Annotated in this window: 15 protein-coding genes; 8 read left to right on the top strand and 7 right to left on the bottom strand. The window is 36.9% G+C overall.

Translation table 11 applies throughout. The annotated features are described in order from the left end of the window. Positions 1-8 precede the first annotated feature (8 nt). Positions 9-1,376 (top strand): c-type cytochrome, encoded by a 1,368-nt coding sequence (locus A0F92_RS12540; RefSeq protein ID WP_253810438.1) that lies wholly within the window; start codon positions 9-11, stop codon positions 1,374-1,376. Between the two features lie 11 nt (positions 1,377-1,387). Then, complete coding sequence (locus tag A0F92_RS15695) at positions 1,388-1,555, top strand: hypothetical protein (protein ID WP_167517077.1); 168 nt, start codon at positions 1,388-1,390, stop codon at positions 1,553-1,555. Positions 1,556-1,602: 47 nt separating this feature from the next. On the opposite strand, the gene A0F92_RS12535 is transcribed toward A0F92_RS15695, so the two are convergent. The 5 genes from A0F92_RS12535 to guaA all read right to left on the bottom strand — a co-directional run bounded on the left by A0F92_RS12535 (position 1,603) and on the right by guaA (position 6,842). Then, entirely contained in the window at positions 1,603-2,994 is a 1,392-nt protein-coding gene (locus A0F92_RS12535; RefSeq protein WP_167517076.1) for a c-type cytochrome, read from the bottom strand. A 60-nt stretch (positions 2,995-3,054) separates the two neighbouring features. After that, on the bottom strand, positions 3,055-3,381 hold the full coding sequence (locus A0F92_RS12530; protein WP_068246674.1) for a hypothetical protein: 327 nt from the start codon (positions 3,379-3,381) through the stop codon (positions 3,055-3,057). 49 nt (positions 3,382-3,430) lie between these two features. Further along, positions 3,431-3,799, bottom strand: a complete 369-nt coding sequence (locus A0F92_RS12525) for a hypothetical protein (protein ID WP_167517075.1) — start codon at positions 3,797-3,799, stop codon at positions 3,431-3,433. A 277-nt stretch (positions 3,800-4,076) separates the two neighbouring features. Beyond that, positions 4,077-5,249, bottom strand: a complete 1,173-nt coding sequence (locus A0F92_RS12520) for an ABC transporter substrate-binding protein (protein WP_068246672.1) — start codon at positions 5,247-5,249, stop codon at positions 4,077-4,079. Positions 5,250-5,306: 57 nt separating this feature from the next. After that, positions 5,307-6,842: a glutamine-hydrolyzing GMP synthase gene (guaA, locus tag A0F92_RS12515; protein WP_068246667.1), complete on the bottom strand. Its 1,536-nt coding sequence runs from the start codon at positions 6,840-6,842 to the stop codon at positions 5,307-5,309. Positions 6,843-7,071: 229 nt separating this feature from the next. On the opposite strand from guaA, the gene A0F92_RS12510 reads away from it, so the two are divergent. From A0F92_RS12510 to A0F92_RS12500, 3 genes are all read left to right on the top strand, one after another. Continuing rightward, complete coding sequence (locus A0F92_RS12510) at positions 7,072-7,800, top strand: head GIN domain-containing protein (protein WP_068246666.1); 729 nt, start codon at positions 7,072-7,074, stop codon at positions 7,798-7,800. Between the two features lie 226 nt (positions 7,801-8,026). Beyond that, positions 8,027-8,710: a response regulator transcription factor gene (locus A0F92_RS12505; RefSeq protein ID WP_068246664.1), complete on the top strand. Its 684-nt coding sequence runs from the start codon at positions 8,027-8,029 to the stop codon at positions 8,708-8,710. 15 nt (positions 8,711-8,725) lie between these two features. Beyond that, positions 8,726-10,090: a HAMP domain-containing sensor histidine kinase gene (locus tag A0F92_RS12500; RefSeq protein WP_068246661.1), complete on the top strand. Its 1,365-nt coding sequence runs from the start codon at positions 8,726-8,728 to the stop codon at positions 10,088-10,090. An 81-nt stretch (positions 10,091-10,171) separates the two neighbouring features. Here the strand turns inward: A0F92_RS12500 and rpsT are convergent, their stop codons facing one another. After that, the gene (gene rpsT, locus A0F92_RS12495; protein WP_068247100.1) at positions 10,172-10,429 is read right to left on the bottom strand and encodes a 30S ribosomal protein S20; all 258 of its coding nucleotides are present in this window, start codon (positions 10,427-10,429) and stop codon (positions 10,172-10,174) included. A gap of 196 nt (positions 10,430-10,625) precedes the next feature. Here rpsT and A0F92_RS12490 point away from each other — a divergent pair, with 196 nt between their 5' ends. From A0F92_RS12490 to A0F92_RS12480, 3 genes are all read left to right on the top strand, one after another. Continuing rightward, positions 10,626-13,367, top strand: coding sequence for a 2-oxoglutarate dehydrogenase E1 component (locus A0F92_RS12490; protein ID WP_068246658.1), 2,742 nt, complete (start codon positions 10,626-10,628; stop codon positions 13,365-13,367). Between the two features lie 90 nt (positions 13,368-13,457). Continuing rightward, on the top strand, positions 13,458-14,690 hold the full coding sequence (gene odhB, locus A0F92_RS12485) for a 2-oxoglutarate dehydrogenase complex dihydrolipoyllysine-residue succinyltransferase (RefSeq protein ID WP_068246655.1): 1,233 nt from the start codon (positions 13,458-13,460) through the stop codon (positions 14,688-14,690). Positions 14,691-14,896: 206 nt separating this feature from the next. Beyond that, entirely contained in the window at positions 14,897-16,081 is a 1,185-nt protein-coding gene (locus A0F92_RS12480) for an RsmB/NOP family class I SAM-dependent RNA methyltransferase (protein ID WP_068246651.1), read from the top strand. Positions 16,082-16,097: 16 nt separating this feature from the next. On the opposite strand, the gene mnmA is transcribed toward A0F92_RS12480, so the two are convergent. Continuing rightward, positions 16,098-17,201: a tRNA 2-thiouridine(34) synthase MnmA gene (gene mnmA, locus A0F92_RS12475; protein WP_068246648.1), complete on the bottom strand. Its 1,104-nt coding sequence runs from the start codon at positions 17,199-17,201 to the stop codon at positions 16,098-16,100. Positions 17,202-17,345: the final 144 nt, after the last annotated feature.

Raw genomic sequence — 17,345 nt, 5'->3', positions numbered from 1 at the left:
TCCCAAAAATGAAAGCTTTTATTATGAATATGTTATTGATACATTTTTTGCAGATGAACACACCTGTTCCCAGAGATATTCCTATTCCACTACCATTACCCGAATGGTTATTGGTTGTTTTGCTGGTATTCTCTTTTTTATTGCATATTGTTTTTGTGAATTTGATGGTAGGCGGCTCAATGGTAACGCTATGGGCTGAAATAAAAGGATTAAAAAATAAAGCATATGATACATTGGCTTATGAAGTGGCCCGAACCATTACTGTAAATAAAAGTTTGGCAGTAGTTTTAGGAGTAGCTCCGCTATTAAGCATTAATGCCTTGTATACCATTTATTTTTATTCTGCCAATGCACTTACCGGTTTAATGTGGATTTTAATTATACCCTTGGTAGCTGTGGCATTTTTATTAACCTATTTACATAAATATACCTGGCACAGCATGGCGCATTTAAAGCGCTTGCATATTGCCATTATTGGTGCTTCTGTGTTGTTGTTTTTGTTTATTCCATTAATTTTTTTAGTGAATATCAATTTAATGTTATTTCCTGAAAAGTGGTCAAGCATTCATGGCTTTATTAGCGCATTATTTTTACCCAATGTTTTTCCGCGTTACTTGCATTTTATTTTTGCCTCTTTAGCTGTTACCGGATTATTTTTATTTTGGTATGTTGGTAGAAAAAATTATCCTTTTGAAACTATATTCCCGGCAGATATTTCCAGATACGATGTGAAAAAAATTGCCTATTCGCTTACATTGGGGGCCAGTGTTATACAATTTTTAATAGGCCCAATTGTATTAATATCATTGCCATCTAAAGGATTTGGATGGGGATTACTCTCCATTATTCTTACCGGTGCTTCATTGGCTTTAATTGCTATGTGGTGGATTTGGAAAGCATTAATTGGGCCAAAGGAAGCCATCAATCGTAGATTTGGGGCCATTGTTATTTTAATGAGTATTACGGTGTTATTTATGGGAAGTGGCCGCCATACTTATCGTGCCAATGCTTTAGATCCGCACAGACAATTAATGGCTGAAAAAACTGCAGCGTTTGAAAAATTATCTGAAGAAGCCAGAATGCATCCTCAGCAAAGTAATACTGCAGAGGTGGTAGATAGTAGTTTAGGAACGGTTGCAAAAGGAGCAGCACTGTTTAAAACCAATTGTAGTATTTGTCATCAGAAAGATACCAAACTGGTGGGCCCACCTATTACAGAAATGGTTAGCATTTATAAAAACAATATATCCGGATTAGAGCAATGGATTAAAGCGCCCGGCAAAAAAAGGCCTGATTATCCGCAGATGCCAACGTTGAGTCAGCTTTCAGATGCAGATAGAGCAGAATTGGCAAAATATATTTTATCAATTCAATAATATTTAAGTTTATGTATACCGTTATTTTCACACTTGCAGCACTGTTATTGGTTATTTTTATTGGCATACAACTGGTACGTCTTTACACGTATATTATTTCTTTAAGTAAAGATGCCGCTTTGTTGCAGGTACATATAAAAGAAGAAAAGGAATATCAGTTTATAAAAGGGTTGTATTAATTATTTTGTTTAATTGTAAAATTAATGGGTGCATCTGTTATAGTTTGTTAAAGCTTTTTTAAATATTCAATAATCGCTTTACGGTCAGCTTCCGATAAATCGTCGCCAAAGTTGTGTCCGTAATTGCCGTAACCGGGTAGGGTAGTATTATATACTTTTCTTCCGCCGGCAGTTTTATGGGTAGTGTAATTCCATCCAACCGCCTCATAATTATAGGTTGGCTTTCTGAAATCTCTGCTCCAATAGGTAGGGCGTTTTTTGCTATTTAGTACACCCTCTAAAGTAGGTACAGAGCCATTATGAAAATAGGGGGCCGTTATCCATACCCCATCTAATGGCGGTGCAATGTATCCATTGTAAGGAACCAATTTTGCAGGATGGTTACCGGTGGCAAACCAACTGTCATTAAACCATTGAATAAATTGTGGGTTTTGTTGGTTGGTTTGAAACAATAATGAATCTGTTCCAATTATTTTTTCAGGAATAAGCAAGTTAGGGTAGTGGCCATTGGGCCCATAAGTACCATGACATTTGCTGCATTTGGTAGTAAATAAAAGTTCGCCCTCCATGGCCAATTCCCGATTAATGGGTTTTGTATATTTAGGTGGTTCAATAGATTGTATATATGCCAACACATCTGCAAAATGTTTGTACACTTCAGCAGTTTCAGTAGTATCTTTTACGGTTAAAATATTACTCAGCATTAAAAATTTACCAAAATCGCCACGGCCAAAACCGGTATAAAACATGGCATTTTTCTTTTTCAATAACCACCAGGCCGGAGCATCGGTGGGCACAACTTCATCAGGAATAGATAATAAAGCACTATCACTCCATTGCAATGTAACCGAATTGCGATGTGCTACCAGCAACATAGCCAATCTGTCTGCTGCATTTACGCCTCTTACCGCCGTTTGCAAATCGGGATAAACAGCTTTAAATGATTGCACAATGGCTTTGCTACCTTCAAATTGTTTAGGTGCAATTGCTTTTAAAAATTTGAATGTAGTATTGGTTAGAATGGTATTTTGTTTTTTGGTATTGCTAAAATCAATAAAACTATTTCCTAAACCCACATACAGGTGTTTATCGAAAACCTGAGCATGGCATTGCAAGCAGGTAGGTACAACCATATCAATTCCCTGTTCATTTTTAATAACATTAAAGCCAAAGGGAATATTTGCATTTTTCCCGGTACGTTTCAGGTAATTATCCTTGTCTTTTCCGGCAATAATTCTGTAAAATTTATAAGGGAATCCGCTGCTTACATAATTGCCGGTAATAAGGTATTCGTATCCTTTTTGTGCATTGCCTGTTTGTTGTTGTGAGGGTGGAATAGGCTCAGGCATTGGCGTATCGCCAAATTTTTTGGTAACTGTGGCCGAAAGGGTAATAAATGCCATTACACATAAAATGCAAATAGTTTGTTTACGATACATGCCGAAATAATTTGCTCAACTAAATTAACTAACAAGTGTATTAGCATTTTATTAAGTTCATCATTCAGCAGTGTTATTTTCTATTTTATTCAACAAATGATCAATCCATCGATCCAATAAACTTTCAGCTTTTGATCCTGCCTTTAGTAACCATTTTTCAATATTTTGTTGAATGGCCGGAATGCCCAGTAAAGTAATTAAGATATTTCCTTTTTTGAGTATGGGATATTTTTTGAAAATTGTATTTTTAATCAATACCGGATATTGTTCCTGCAGTATTTTCCATTTAAATGCAATGGTTGATTCCATTTCTTTTTTTTGTTGCTTTAATTGATGAATGGCTTCATTTAATTCAGCTAAATTGCGGATGCTTGTTGGCTGTGGCATAATTTTTTTTGAATGAATTAATAGAAATAACTGTATTGGGCTACATTATTTAATCGTCTAAATCGAGGGTTTGTTGTTGTATAATAATTTTAATAAAAGGATTGATGAACAACTGTTTCCTGAAAAGCGTAATCAGTACAATTAAAATTGAAAAAATAATGGTGGTAATGGCAAAGCCCGCCGGAATATTTTGTAACAAGGCACCCATCCAAAAGCTAAAAGCAAATCCAGCAAACAACAACAAACCAAAAAATAAAAATACAAAAATCAGCATCCAAAGCAAAAGGCCACCAATGGTTGCATTCTTTTTTATTAATTCTAATTTAAAAATTTTTATTTGTATGTTCACATAATCCTGCAACACTTTTTTGGCATCTTCAAAAAATTCGAATAAAGTAGTTGTATTGGTATCCATCATTTTTTTGTTTAAAGTTAACTCATTTTAGCTTAAAAGCTTATTAATATAACTGCTTTCTATATACTGCAAATACCAGATTGCAGGTATTTGTATTAGCGTAATTAGTATACGGAAAAAATTAAAACAATTGTAGTGTCATGAAAGTTGATACATGCACCAGGCAGTTATATTGTATTTAAATGCCTTAATTGGCAGATGCAAGATTGGTATTGTCCAAAACTTACTTTTTTAAGATGGTGAAAGGTTTGCTCTCAGCAATGTAAGCCAATTTCTGCAATTAGTTAACAGACTTTATCACTCCTCCGATTTTTTTTAAAAAATAGAGCTTTTGATTTTCCTGATAGTTGATAATTCCTAGGTTTTTTTGATCTCTTACTGGCTGAATTTTAAACGTATTAAACAATGTAAAGTGGTTGTCGGACAAATGATTGATGGCATCTGCACCATATTGTTGCCAAACTTTAATGAAATGAAAAACGGTTTCATAGCCCTTCAGCATCATATCGCTGGGATAGCTATTTAGTTGTTGTTTGTATTTATCGGCAATACTATTATAAAGTGCAGTAGTTCGGTTACAGTAAAATGGGGTAGTATATACAATACTGGCATTGTTATACATGGGTTGGTCTAAGCCAGGCATCGCATCCCAGGTAGGCATTCCAACAACCAGTGATGGATAATTTTTAGCATCATTGGCTGCTTTAATTAATTGTAAAGCAAAGGCATCATTTAATGAACCACAAATTAAAATATTCTGCCGGGTACTATCCATATATGGTGTAATCTGTTTTACAGAAAACGAATCAGGTAATTGCACGGTCAGATACTTTAATGAAATGCTATAAGCATTTTGGCTCATGTTGGTAAAGATGGACTGTATAATTTCTGCCGGCTGGCTTTTTCTTGTAAAAAGAATTATTTTATCAAATGCATGATTTCGTTGCAGGTATTTGTAAATTTCTCTGCAATGTGTTTGAAGTGTTGAGTTAAGGATGATAAAAAAGGGGTTGTTGCTAATACCTGCATTATTAGGATAGGTAGCCGATAACAATGGAATTTGATGCAGTAAAGCAAAATCGGCTAATTTTTTTAAATCGTTTCTGTCATTGCTGGAGGTAATGATAAAATTAACCCCCTGCATGGTTGAACTATTTAATACACTATCTATTGGTTGTTGACGGTTTTTGGTATCATATATGGATACGATGGCTTGTACACCTTGTTTTTGTAAGGAATCGATGGCTGCCATGGCACCATTGTAAAATTCTAATCCCGGCAAAATTTGTTTAGGCAAATTGGCATCACCTAACTGATAGGTATTGCCGTTAAAGGCAGAATCAATATAAATTGGTGAAAAGATGGCAACTTTTATAGGTATTACCTGTGCATAAGATGTAGCAACTGACAGAATGAACAGCCCAAATAAAGATAATCGGTATTTTAATTTCATGAAAACAATTTAATTTTCAAAACGGTATGATTCAATGATTGATTTATCAAACAAAAATCATTCCCATTCAATGGTAGCAGGTGGTTTGCTGCTAATATCGTATACCACCCGGTTAATTCCTTTTACCCGATTGATAATTTCGTTGGAAACATTAGCTAAAAACTCATAAGGTAAATGTGCCCAATCTGCCGTCATTCCATCTACGCTGGTTACTGCTCTCAGCGCAATGGTAAATTCATAAGTGCGTTCATCGCCCATTACACCCACACTTTTTACAGGTAATAATATGGTGCCAGCCTGCCAAATGGTGTGGTACAAATTTGCTGAACGCAGTGTTTCTATAAATATGGCATCTGCTTCTTGCAATAATTTTATTTTTTCTTCTGTTACCTCACCTAAAATACGGATTGCCAAACCGGGGCCTGGAAAAGGATGTCTGCTAATCAGTTCGGCAGGTATTCCAAGTTCAATACCCACTTTTCTTACTTCATCTTTAAATAAAAAACGTAATGGCTCTACCAATTCCAATTTCATGTAATCCGGCAATCCACCTACGTTATGATGGGATTTAATGGTTTGCGATGGGCCATGTACACTTACACTTTCTATTACATCAGGATAAATGGTACCCTGACCAAGCATACTGATATCGTTCATATGCTTTGCTTCGCGATCAAATATTTCAATAAATGTATTACCAATAATTTTTCTTTTTTCTTCCGGATCCGTTTTTCCGGCCAGTTTGGTATAAAAATGTTCTTTGGCGTCAATGCCTTTAACGTTAAGTTGCAACAAACGATACGTATCGAGTACCTGTTCGTATTCATTTTTTCGTAATACACCATTGTCAACAAATAAGCAATATAAATTCGCACCAATGGCTTTGCTGATTAAAGTGGCGGCAACCGTACTATCTACACCGCCGCTTAAAGCCATCATTACTTTTTTATCCCCAATTTTTGCTTTCAGCGCTGCAACTGTTCCCTGAATAAAATTAGCTGGTGTCCAGTTTTGACTGCAGCCGCAAATATGCACCAAAAAATTTTTGATGATCTTTTTCCCTTCTGTAGAATGGTAAACTTCCGGATGAAATTGCAGCCCATACAAATCTTTATGTGCTGTACCATACTGTTTAAAAGCTGCAACAGGAATGCTTTCAGTTGTAGCCAAAATTTCAAAATTATTGGGCAGTAGTTGAATGGAATCACTATGGCTCATCCAAACCTGCGATTGTTGTGGTACATTTTCGAAAAGTGCATCGGTTTTTTGCAACAATAAAGTGGCTCTGCCATATTCTCTTTTGTTGCTTTTATTCACAATACCTCCAAACTCCTTTGCAGTCAATTGAGCACCATAACAAATACCCAAAACCGGTAAGGTTTTATTGAATGTTGCAATAGGTACTACAGGGGCTTTGGCATCGTTTACACTAAAAGGCGAACCGCTTAAAATAACACCTTTAATACCATCTGTTAATGAAAACGACTGATGATAAGGTATAATTTCGCAGTATACATTGGCTTCTCTTACCGCCCTTGCTATAAGTTGGGTGTATTGGCTTCCAAAATCGAGAATGATGATCTTTTCTATCATGCGGCGAAGGTAACCTAAAATTGAGTTTTTCAAAATGGCATACACCTGTTTTATTACTGAATGTTACTCATCTGGTTTATTTTCCTTTCTTCCTGCTGCAGCTCCGTTTTTATTTTTTTTGTTGGTTTGCCCTGTTATTTAACTTTACTTTAATGCCCCCGGCAGTATTGTAAACAATTATTGCGATTGGTTAGGGTTAAAAACATTGTTCAACTTTAATTACTATTACATGTATCTAAAATCACTGGCGGTTATCATTGGTAGCCTTGTATTATTTTCTTCCTGCAATTTCTGGTTCGATCAGAAAATTACGGGAAACGGGATTGTGACTACCCAACAGCGTGCCATTCCATCCGTAAAAACCATTCAATTGATGGGCGATTTTGATGTAACCGTTACACAGGATTTACCCGTTGGATTAACCATTCAGGCCGATGAAAATGTGTTGCCTTATATTATTACCCGTGTAAATGAAGATGGCACTTTAGAAATACGTATTAAAAATCACTATCGTATTGATACCCGAAAAAGAGTTCAAATACAAGTAAAGGTTGAAAATTTGGAAGGGGTGTATATAGCGGGTTCCGGCAATATTACCGGTATTGGAAAATTTAGCGGCGGCAATGAATTGCATGCCGAAATTGCAGGCATTGGTAATATTAATTTATCGGTAAATACACCGAAGGTAATTTCAAAAATTGCCGGAACCGGAAATATTAGCTTAAATGGCGAAACCAAAGATGAAAATATATCTATTGCAGGAAATGGTGATGTAAAATGCGCCAACCTAAAAGCAGAAAATGTAAAGATTAAGATAGCCGGCAGCGGTAATGTATATGTATTTGCAGATAATCAGTTAGATATTTCCATAGCAGGCAGTGGTACTGTTTATTATGCAGGAAAAGCTGCCCTGTCACAATACATTGCCGGAAATGGAAACATCAAAAAACTGGAATAATATTATTTTCAACCATATTTATTAGAATTAATACAAATACAATTCTATGGAAAATAAACGTGTTGTGTTCTTATCAACCGCAATTTTCCAGTCAATTTTATTTCTGTTTTGAAAGTAAAAAAGGAAAATTTTCAGGATTATACTCTAAAAATTACACAATAAGCATGATTTGTGATGTGGTGGAAAAGTTTTTTCATTACTTTGCTGTGTTAATACATCAATTCTAATGGAAAAAAACTACAGAATACTTTTAGCAGAAGATGAACCCAAGTTGGGGCAGGTTATTCAGGAAGAGTTAACCAGACTCGATTATCGGGTTGATTTGGCCTATGATGGCTTGGTAGCCGAAAAGCTTTTTGCCGAACATAACTATGCTTTGATATTGTTAGATATCAATTTGCCCTACAAAAATGGTTTTGCCCTTTGCAAACAATTTAGGGAAACCAATAACAAAGTACCCATCATTATGTTAACAGCATTAGGCGAAATTCAGGACAAGATGGATGCATTTAACTTAGGCGCCGATGATTATATTGTAAAACCCTTTCATTTTGATGAATTAAATGCCCGAATTAAAGTTGCTCTGAAACATGCTGAAACTACGGAAGAAGTATTTGAAAATATTGAAGTGGGCGATTTGACCATAGATTTTTCTACTAAAATGGTTACCCGTGCCGGAACTGAAATACCATTAACTGCCAAAGAATTTTCGTTATTGGCTTTGCTGGCACGCAACAGAGGAAAAGTTATTTCCAAGCAACAAATTCTGGAAAAAGTGTGGGATCTGAGTTTTGATACCGGAACCAATACAATAGAGGTGTATATTAGTTTCCTTCGCAACAAAATTGACAAACCCTTTAATGATAAACTGATTCATACCAAGCCGGGATTTGGTTATTACATCAAATAAAAATCCGGTTGCCTTATGAGTTTAAGACTTCGCTTTGCCCTGCTTTTTACCATCTTTGTAGCGATTGTTTTACTCATTTCATCCGTTACCATTTACATACTTTACTTTAATTATCGACAGGCCGACTTTTATGAGCTGGTGAAAAGTGAAGGGTTAGAATTCTACGATTTTGTAACCAAAATAGCTACTCCAAAAAATAAAATTTCCTCTAAAAATGTGCAAATGCTGCACGAAACTATTCTTTGGGATGAAACTTTGCTGCTTATTGATTCTACCGGAAAAGTTATCGATAAAATTCCTGATACACTTTCATATTCAATTAAACCGGCCTTTTTAAGCCATATCAAAAAAACAGGCGAACATCGATACATAGATAACCAGCGGCAGTATGTTGCCATGTACATACCCCAAACGCACCATTATATCATTGCATCGGGGGTTGATGTGGTAGGTATGAATAAATTGGCCGATTTGCGTATTATTTTAACAACGGTATTTTTAGGCGGACTGCTGATTACCGCTTTATTTTCATTCTTTTTCGTAAATGGCGCTTTAAAACCCCTGCGTTTGCTAAGTACACAAATGAAGTATACTACAGAACAAAATTTAAACAAACGCCTTCCTGAACGAAAAACACATGATGAACTTTGGCAAATTGCCCAAAATTTTAATGAAATGCTTAGCAGGCTGAACAAAGCCTTCGAAAACCAAAAAAGCTTTGTGCACCATGCATCACATGAACTGCGTACCCCCCTGGCCAGCATGCTGTCTCAAACTGAATCGGCTCTAAATAAAAAATTAACAGAGCAGGAATATGTGCTGGTATTGCAATCATTAAAAGAGGATGAGCTGAATATTATTGAATTGACCAATGCTTTGCTGTTGTTATCACAATACGAAAAAATGAACGAAAGTACCCAATGGCCCAAAATAAGAATAGATGAACTGATTTATGAAACCATGGCCAGTGTACAAAAAATGATTCCGGATGACACAGTGCTTTTTCAATTTTCTTCATTACCGGATGATGAAGAAGACATTATGGTGCAGGGCAATGATGCACTGTTAAAAGTGGCGATGATAAATCTAATAAAAAATGGAATCAACTATTCAAATGACAGAAAAGTGCTGATAACCATTGTTCCGGAAAAATCAGTAATGAAAATTCAATTTGAAAATAGTGGTACTGTATTAACCGAGGCTGAAAGTAACAATATGATGGTTCCATTTTTCAGAGGTGCCAATGTACAAAAAGTGAAAGGTTATGGACTAGGTTTGTCTATTGTTCAGCGAATTTTACAATTACATCAGGGAAGTTTGTTGTATACTGCTGTTAACAATTCTATTAATCGGTTTACCATTGTACTGCCCAAAGCTTAAAATAGTATAGCCCCCTGTTTATCAGGAGGCTATATATGTTATTTAAATATTTACATCAAATCTAGAAACAAGGCAAAGGTACTAAGCAGTAGCCGTTGTTTTTTTCTTTGATAATTTACTTTTTAAATTAGCCGCTTTATTTTTATGGATAATTCCCCTTTTCGCTAACTTATCAATCATTGAAATTACATCGGGTAATTTACCTGTATAATCAGCTTCTTCGTTGGTAGCTTTTAAAGCACGAATGGCATTACGTGTGGTTTTACCGTAATACTTATTTCTTTCTCTGCGTTTGGCGGCTTGCCTGGTATCTTTTTTTGTAGCTTTATGATTTGCCATTGTATCCTTTTTTAAGGACGGCAAAGGTAAGGGCATTCGGGGAAAATCAAAAATTTAAATCAAAAATTATTTTTTTGCACCGAATGCAATGGGTGCTATTAAATTATCTGTAAATCTATTCATTTATTCAGCTGATTTCTTAATGCAATGTACGATATTTGCACACCATTAAATTGCAAGCACAATCTCGCACAAAATGAAGGATTTTTCATACATCACCAACTCGCATCCGGCATATATAGAAAGTTTATATCAGGAATTTGTAAAAAACCCTGACAATATAGATCCGGACCTTAGAAAATTTTTTGAAGGATTCGATTTCGCCATTAGTAACTCAACCGGTTTACCTGCAATTGCAGTAACCACCAACTTGCCCAGTAATATTGACTGGATGAAGGAAGTGAATGTGTACCGCATGATTCTGGGCTATAGAAACAAAGGGCATCTCATTGCCAATACCAACCCCATCAGACCAAGAAAAGACAGAGGCGCTAATTTAGAACTGGCGCATTACCATTTATCTGATGCCGATTTAAACCAAACCTTTCAGGTGGGAAATTTAATTGGTTTAGGCGCAACTACTTTACGAAATATTTTACAACACCTGCAGTTGTGTTATGCCAACCATGTGGGTATTGAATTTAAATACATCAGCGATCAGAAAAAAGTAGACTGGTTAACCAAGGCCATTGAAAAAGAATTTTTTGAACCGCTGCCATTGGCCAAAAAACAACGCATTCTTGAAAAACTGAATCAGGGTGTAATTTTTGAAAAGTTTTTACACACCAAATATGTTGGACAAAAACGATTTTCATTAGAAGGCGGTGAAACTACCATTGCAGCTTTGGATGCCATCATCAATACAGCCGCCAATCATGATGTTCAAGAAGTGGTAATTGGCATGGCCCATCGCGGCAGACTGAATGTACTGGCCAATATTATGGGTAAAACCTATGAGCAAATTTTCAGCGAATTTGAAGGAACCGCCAAAGTAGACCAAACCATGGGCAGTGGCGATGTAAAATATCATCTGGGTTTTGGCAGTGAGGTAAAAACCTTAGATGATAAAACTATTCATTTAAAATTAATGCCCAACCCATCCCATCTGGAGGCAGTAGACCCTGTTGTAGTAGGTTTTTCCAGAGCCAAAGCAGATGTGTTGTATAAAAGTAATTATGACAAAATTTTACCCATATTAATACATGGCGATGCTTCAGTAGCAGGGCAGGGTATTATTTATGAAGTATTGCAAATGTGCAACCTGAAAGGTTATTATACAGGTGGCACCCTTCATTTTGTGATCAATAACCAAATTGGGTTTACGACCGATTTTGATGATGCCCGGAGTGCCGATTATGCCACCTCCGTTGCAGCAATGGTGCAGGCGCCGGTATTGCATGTGAATGGAGATGATGCCGAAGCCGTGGTAAAATGTGTTGAAATAGCCACCCGGTATCGTCAAGAATTTAATTCCGATATTTTTATTGATATGGTATGCTATCGCCGTCATGGACACAATGAAGGTGATGACCCCAAATATACCCAGCCTCAATTGTACAAATTGATCGATCAGCATCCTAATCCGCGGGAAGTGTATGTGCAATATCTAATGCAACACGGTGAACCCGATGCGCAGCAGTTAGCCAAAGAAATGGAGAAAAAGTTCTGGGACGATTTGCAGGAAAGATTGGATGAAGTAAAACAAAAGCCATTACCATACACCTACCAATTACCTGAATTGGCCTGGAAAAGTTTACGAAAGGCTACACCTGATGATTTTATACAATCGCCTGAAACAGGAATTCCTGAGGCAGAAGTACGCAGGCTTTTTAAAGGCATTATGACTTGGCCTGATGATTTTAAGCCATTGAAAAAAATAGAAAAGCTATTACAGGAAAAAATTAAATTATTAGAAACCGAAGATAAAATTGACTGGGCTACAGCCGAATTATTGGCCTATGCCAGTATTATTGTCGAAAATAAAATTGTGCGGATGAGTGGGCAGGATGTGAAGCGGGGCACTTTTTCGCACCGGCATGCCGTTCTTAGGGATGAAGAAACCAACCGGGGCTATAACCGATTAAAAAATTTACAAGCGCATCAGGAAAAATTCCGCATTTACAATTCTTTATTAAGTGAATATGGTGTACTGGGCTTTGAATACGGTTATGCATTGGCGAATCCGGATGCATTGGTAATATGGGAAGCACAGTTTGGAGATTTTAGCAACGGTGCACAAACCATGATTGATCAGTTTATAGCCGGTGGCGAACAAAAATGGAATAGAATGAATGGTTTGGTGATGTTACTGCCACATGGATATGAAGGGCAGGGGCCTGAACACAGCAGTGCCAGAATGGAACGGTTTTTACAAATGTGTGCCGAATTAAATATGATTATTACCAACGTTACATCGGCCGCTAATTTTTTCCATCTATTACGCAGGCAAATTGCATTCCCATTCAGAAAGCCGTTGATAAATTTTTCACCCAAAGCTTATTTGCGTTATCCCGGAACGTATTCTCATATTTCTGAATTTACAGTAGGAGGCTTTAAAGAAGTAATTGACGATACATTTGTGTCACAACCCGATAGCGTTAAGAAAGTTTTATTTTGTTCAGGTAAATTGTATTTTGAACTGGCTGAACGGCAGAAAAAAGACAATGCCACACATATTGCCATTATTCGGTTAGAGCAGATATATCCATTGCCACACCGGCAATTAGAGGCTTTGTATAAAAAATACGGCAAAGCAACATGGTTTTGGGTACAGGAAGAACCCCTCAACATGGGTGCAGCTTCATTTTTGAAAATGAATTTAACACAATTGAATTTTGGAATTATTAGCAGGCATGCCAGTGCAGCTACTGCTACGGGTTATTCAAAAATTCATGCACAGGAGCAGGCGGAAATTATTGATACTGCATTTGCTATTTGATGCACAGGATTACAATTGTATAAGTGTGCGACGCAACAGATGCTGCACATGGTGATAAAGCTGATAACAAAAACATATTAAGTATATTTTATGATAGATATTAAAGTACCTACCGTTGGAGAATCAATCAGTGAAGTAACTTTACTGAAATGGCTGAAAAAAGATGGCGCTTATGTTGAACGCGATGAGGTGATTGCTGAATTAGAAAGCGAAAAAGCAACTTTTGAAGTAAATGCAGAAAAAGCCGGCATTTTAAAAACTCTGGCCAATGAAGGCGATACCATTTTAATTGGTGCAGTATTGGCACAAATAGATGAAACAGCTGAAAAGCCTGCTGCCATTGCTGAAACTGAGAAAAAAGAATCAGTGAGCGCAGAAACACCGAAAGCCCCTGCTGCGCCGGCGCAGTTACCGGTAACAGCTATTCTGAATAACGTAAAGGCAACTCCCGTTGCCAGCGCAATCATTGCCGATAAAAATATGAATCCAACCCATATTACACCTTCCGGTTTTGGAGGCAAAATTGTTAAAAATGATGTATTGGAAGCTTTATCCAACCCCGGCAAAAAAGCATTTGCGGGTGCAGAATTATTTTCACGTGTGGTGCGAAAAGAAAAAATGAGTAACCTGCGTAAAACCATTAGTCGCCGATTGGTTGAAGCAAAAAATACAACGGCTATGCTAACTACTTTTAATGAAGTAGATATGAGCCGTATTATGGATGTACGTAAACAATACAAAGATAAGTTCAAAGAAAACCACGGTGTAAACCTTGGGTTTATGAGCTTTTTTGCCAAAGCCTGTGCCATTGCGTTAAGTGAATGGCCTGCCGTAAATGCTTTTATTGATGGCGATGAATTGGTGTATCACGATTATGCCGATATTAGCATTGCAGTAAGCACACCACGCGGATTAACAGTACCGGTTATCAGGAATGTTGAAAGCCTGAGTATGGCTGAAATTGAGAAAAAAGTAGTTGAATTGGCAGGGAAGGCCCGTGATAGCAAATTAACTGCAGAAGAATTACAGGGTGGCACATTTACCATTACCAACGGTGGTGTATTTGGCAGTTTAATGAGTACACCCATCATCAATATTCCCCAAAGTGCCATTCTGGGTATGCATAAAATTCAGGAGCGGCCCATGGCTATTGATGGAAAGGTTGAAATACGTCCCATGATGTATTTGGCCTTAAGCTACGATCATCGCGTAATTGATGGCAGGGAAAGCGTAAGTTTTTTAGTGAGGATAAAAGAATTATTGGAAAACCCTGAACTGCTGTTGTTCGGAAAAGATCCCGTAAAAACATTGTTAGAGTTATAAAAAAGAAGTTCTTTAATAAGTAAGAGGAAGTCTCAAAAGTAAAATGAAGCGTTTGAGAATGGCTTAAATGAAAACTTTCTCCACCCCCTTACTGAACAAAAAGAGGCTGCCTCGGACTTTTGAGACAGCCTCTTTTGTTTTTTTAATAGCTTTATTATTATTATGCTTGATGAATGTTCCATGTTCGTTTATACTTATAAAAAATTATGCGCTACCAATCTTATTTCAATACTGCTTTATTTATTATTCAGCAATACAAAGGTGAAATGCCTTTGGCACATTTTATCAAACAATATTTTGCCCAACATAAAAAACATGGTAGTAAAGACAGGAAAATAATTACCAATGCCTGTTATGCTTACTTTAGGCTGGGTAAGGCATTATGTGAAGTAGCTGTAGATGTAAGATTGAAAGCTGCTTTATACTTATTATTGGAAGAACCCGGTGTATGGGAGATAGTTTTTGAACCGCTATGGTTAAAGGATTGGCCTGCTGAATGGCAACAAAGGTGGTATGTATTGCAGCAAAGATTTTCTGGTTTAAAATATGAAGATGTTTTTCCTTTTAAAAATGAAGTGAGTGAACAATTGGATATAGTAGCTTTTACTCAATCTTTTTTTACTCAGCCTGATGTATTTATTCGTATTCGTCCGGGTAAGAAAGAAAATATAGTGAATCGATTCAATGAGGCCGGTATTCCGTTTCAACAATTAAGCCATCAAACCATTGCTGTAAAAGCAGGCACTAAAATAGATCACCTTTTCAATATAGATGCAGCATTGGTCATACAGGATTTTAGTTCGCAACGCATCGCTGAATTTTTGCAGTTGATTCAGTGGAATAACACAATACCATTGGTATGGGATTGCTGCGCAGCCAGTGGAGGCAAATCTATTCTGGCTAGAGATATATGGGGTAACATACAATTAACTGTGAGTGATGTTAGGGAAAGTATTTTGCACAATCTATCAAAACGATTTCAGGCGGCTAACATAAGCAATTACACAGCTATGGTGGCAGATTTATCACAGCCACTGCCCAAATCATTATTGCAACGCTATTTTGATGTGGTCATTGCCGATGTGCCTTGCACAGGAAGCGGCACTTGGAGCCGCACACCTGAACAATTGTTCTTTTTTTCTGCTGTACAGATAAACACTTATAGTTGGTTGCAAAGGGCAATTGTGCAACAGGCAATTCCTCAAATAAAACCGGGTGGTTACTTCATATATATCACCTGTTCTGTTTTTAAACAGGAAAATCAGGAAATGGTGGCATACATTATAAATGCTTATGGTTTGGTATTGATAAAGGACGAACTTTTAATGGGGTATCACCAAAAAGCCGATACGCTGTTTGCTGCATTATTTCAAAAGCCCAAACAGATATAGCTCATAAAAAATGGTGTTATAGCAAATTGCTGCGCATAATGGTACCACCACCAATTACATCATTGCCTTCATAAAACACAGCACTTTGTCCTGGTGCAATACCCTTCACGTGTTCAAAAAATTGTACTTCTATTCCATTTTCATGCATTTGTAATCTGCTGAAAGCGCCTTTGTCTTTGTACCTGATTTTAGTGGTTGCTTCCATGCCATCAGTTATGCCTGCATATTTAATATAATTTAAACGGGTAACTACCATGTTGTTTTGTTCCAGATCTTTTTCATCGCCCAATACCACCGTGTTCGTTTCGGGGTGAATGGCTGTTACGAAAGCAGGTTTACCCAAAGCAATATCCAATCCTTTTCTTTGGCCAATGGTATAAAAAGGGTAGCCCTTGTGTTGTCCTAATTTTTTTCCGGTTTTATCTACAAACCATCCGCCATTTACCCGATCTTCCAGGCCGGCTACTTTATTTTTTAAAAAACCGCGGTAGTCATTATCCGGCACAAAACAAATTTCATAGCTCTCGCTTTTTTTGGCCAGTTCAGGATATCCAAAATCAAGCGCCATTTGTCTGATCTCGGTTTTCTGATATCCACCTAATGGCAAAATAGTTCTGCTAAGTAAATCCTGTTGCAGCCCCCATAAAACATAGCTTTGATCTTTGGTTTCGTCTTTTCCTTTACAAATTACATAACGGTTATTGGTATGTTGATATATAGAAGCATAATGCCCTGTAGCAATAAAATCGCAATTCAATGCATCGGCACGCTTTAGCAGGGCTCTCCATTTTATATGCGTATTACACATAACACAAGGGTTAGGGGTACGGCCGGCAATATATTCTTCAACAAAGTTTTCAATTACAAAATCTCCAAATTCATCACGTATATCCAATATAAAATGAGGAAATCCATGTTGAACGGCAGCCTGTCGTGCATCATTAAATGAGTCTAAATTACAGCAACCGGTTTCTTTACTGCTGCTGCCACTGCTTGCATAATCCCAGGTTTTCATGGTAATGCCTACTACTTCATAACCTTGTTCATGTAGCATTAATGCGGTTACAGTACTATCCACTCCACCACTCATCGCCACCAATACTTTTCCGTTTCTGCTCATTATTTTTTTGATTTTTAACGTGCAAAGATACATTTTACAGATTGTTTATTGCCGTTAGGGGGGATTGTAATTTGCGATGAAAGGAATTTTTAGTTGTTTTTATGTTGTAAATACTACAAAAGCCTATGCCCTGTATAATTTTAT

It is taken from the genome of Hydrotalea flava, assembly GCF_001623405.1.
Lineage (GTDB): Bacteria > Bacteroidota > Bacteroidia > Chitinophagales > Chitinophagaceae > Hydrotalea > Hydrotalea flava.
This window is presented reverse-complemented; position numbering and strand designations above follow the sequence as displayed.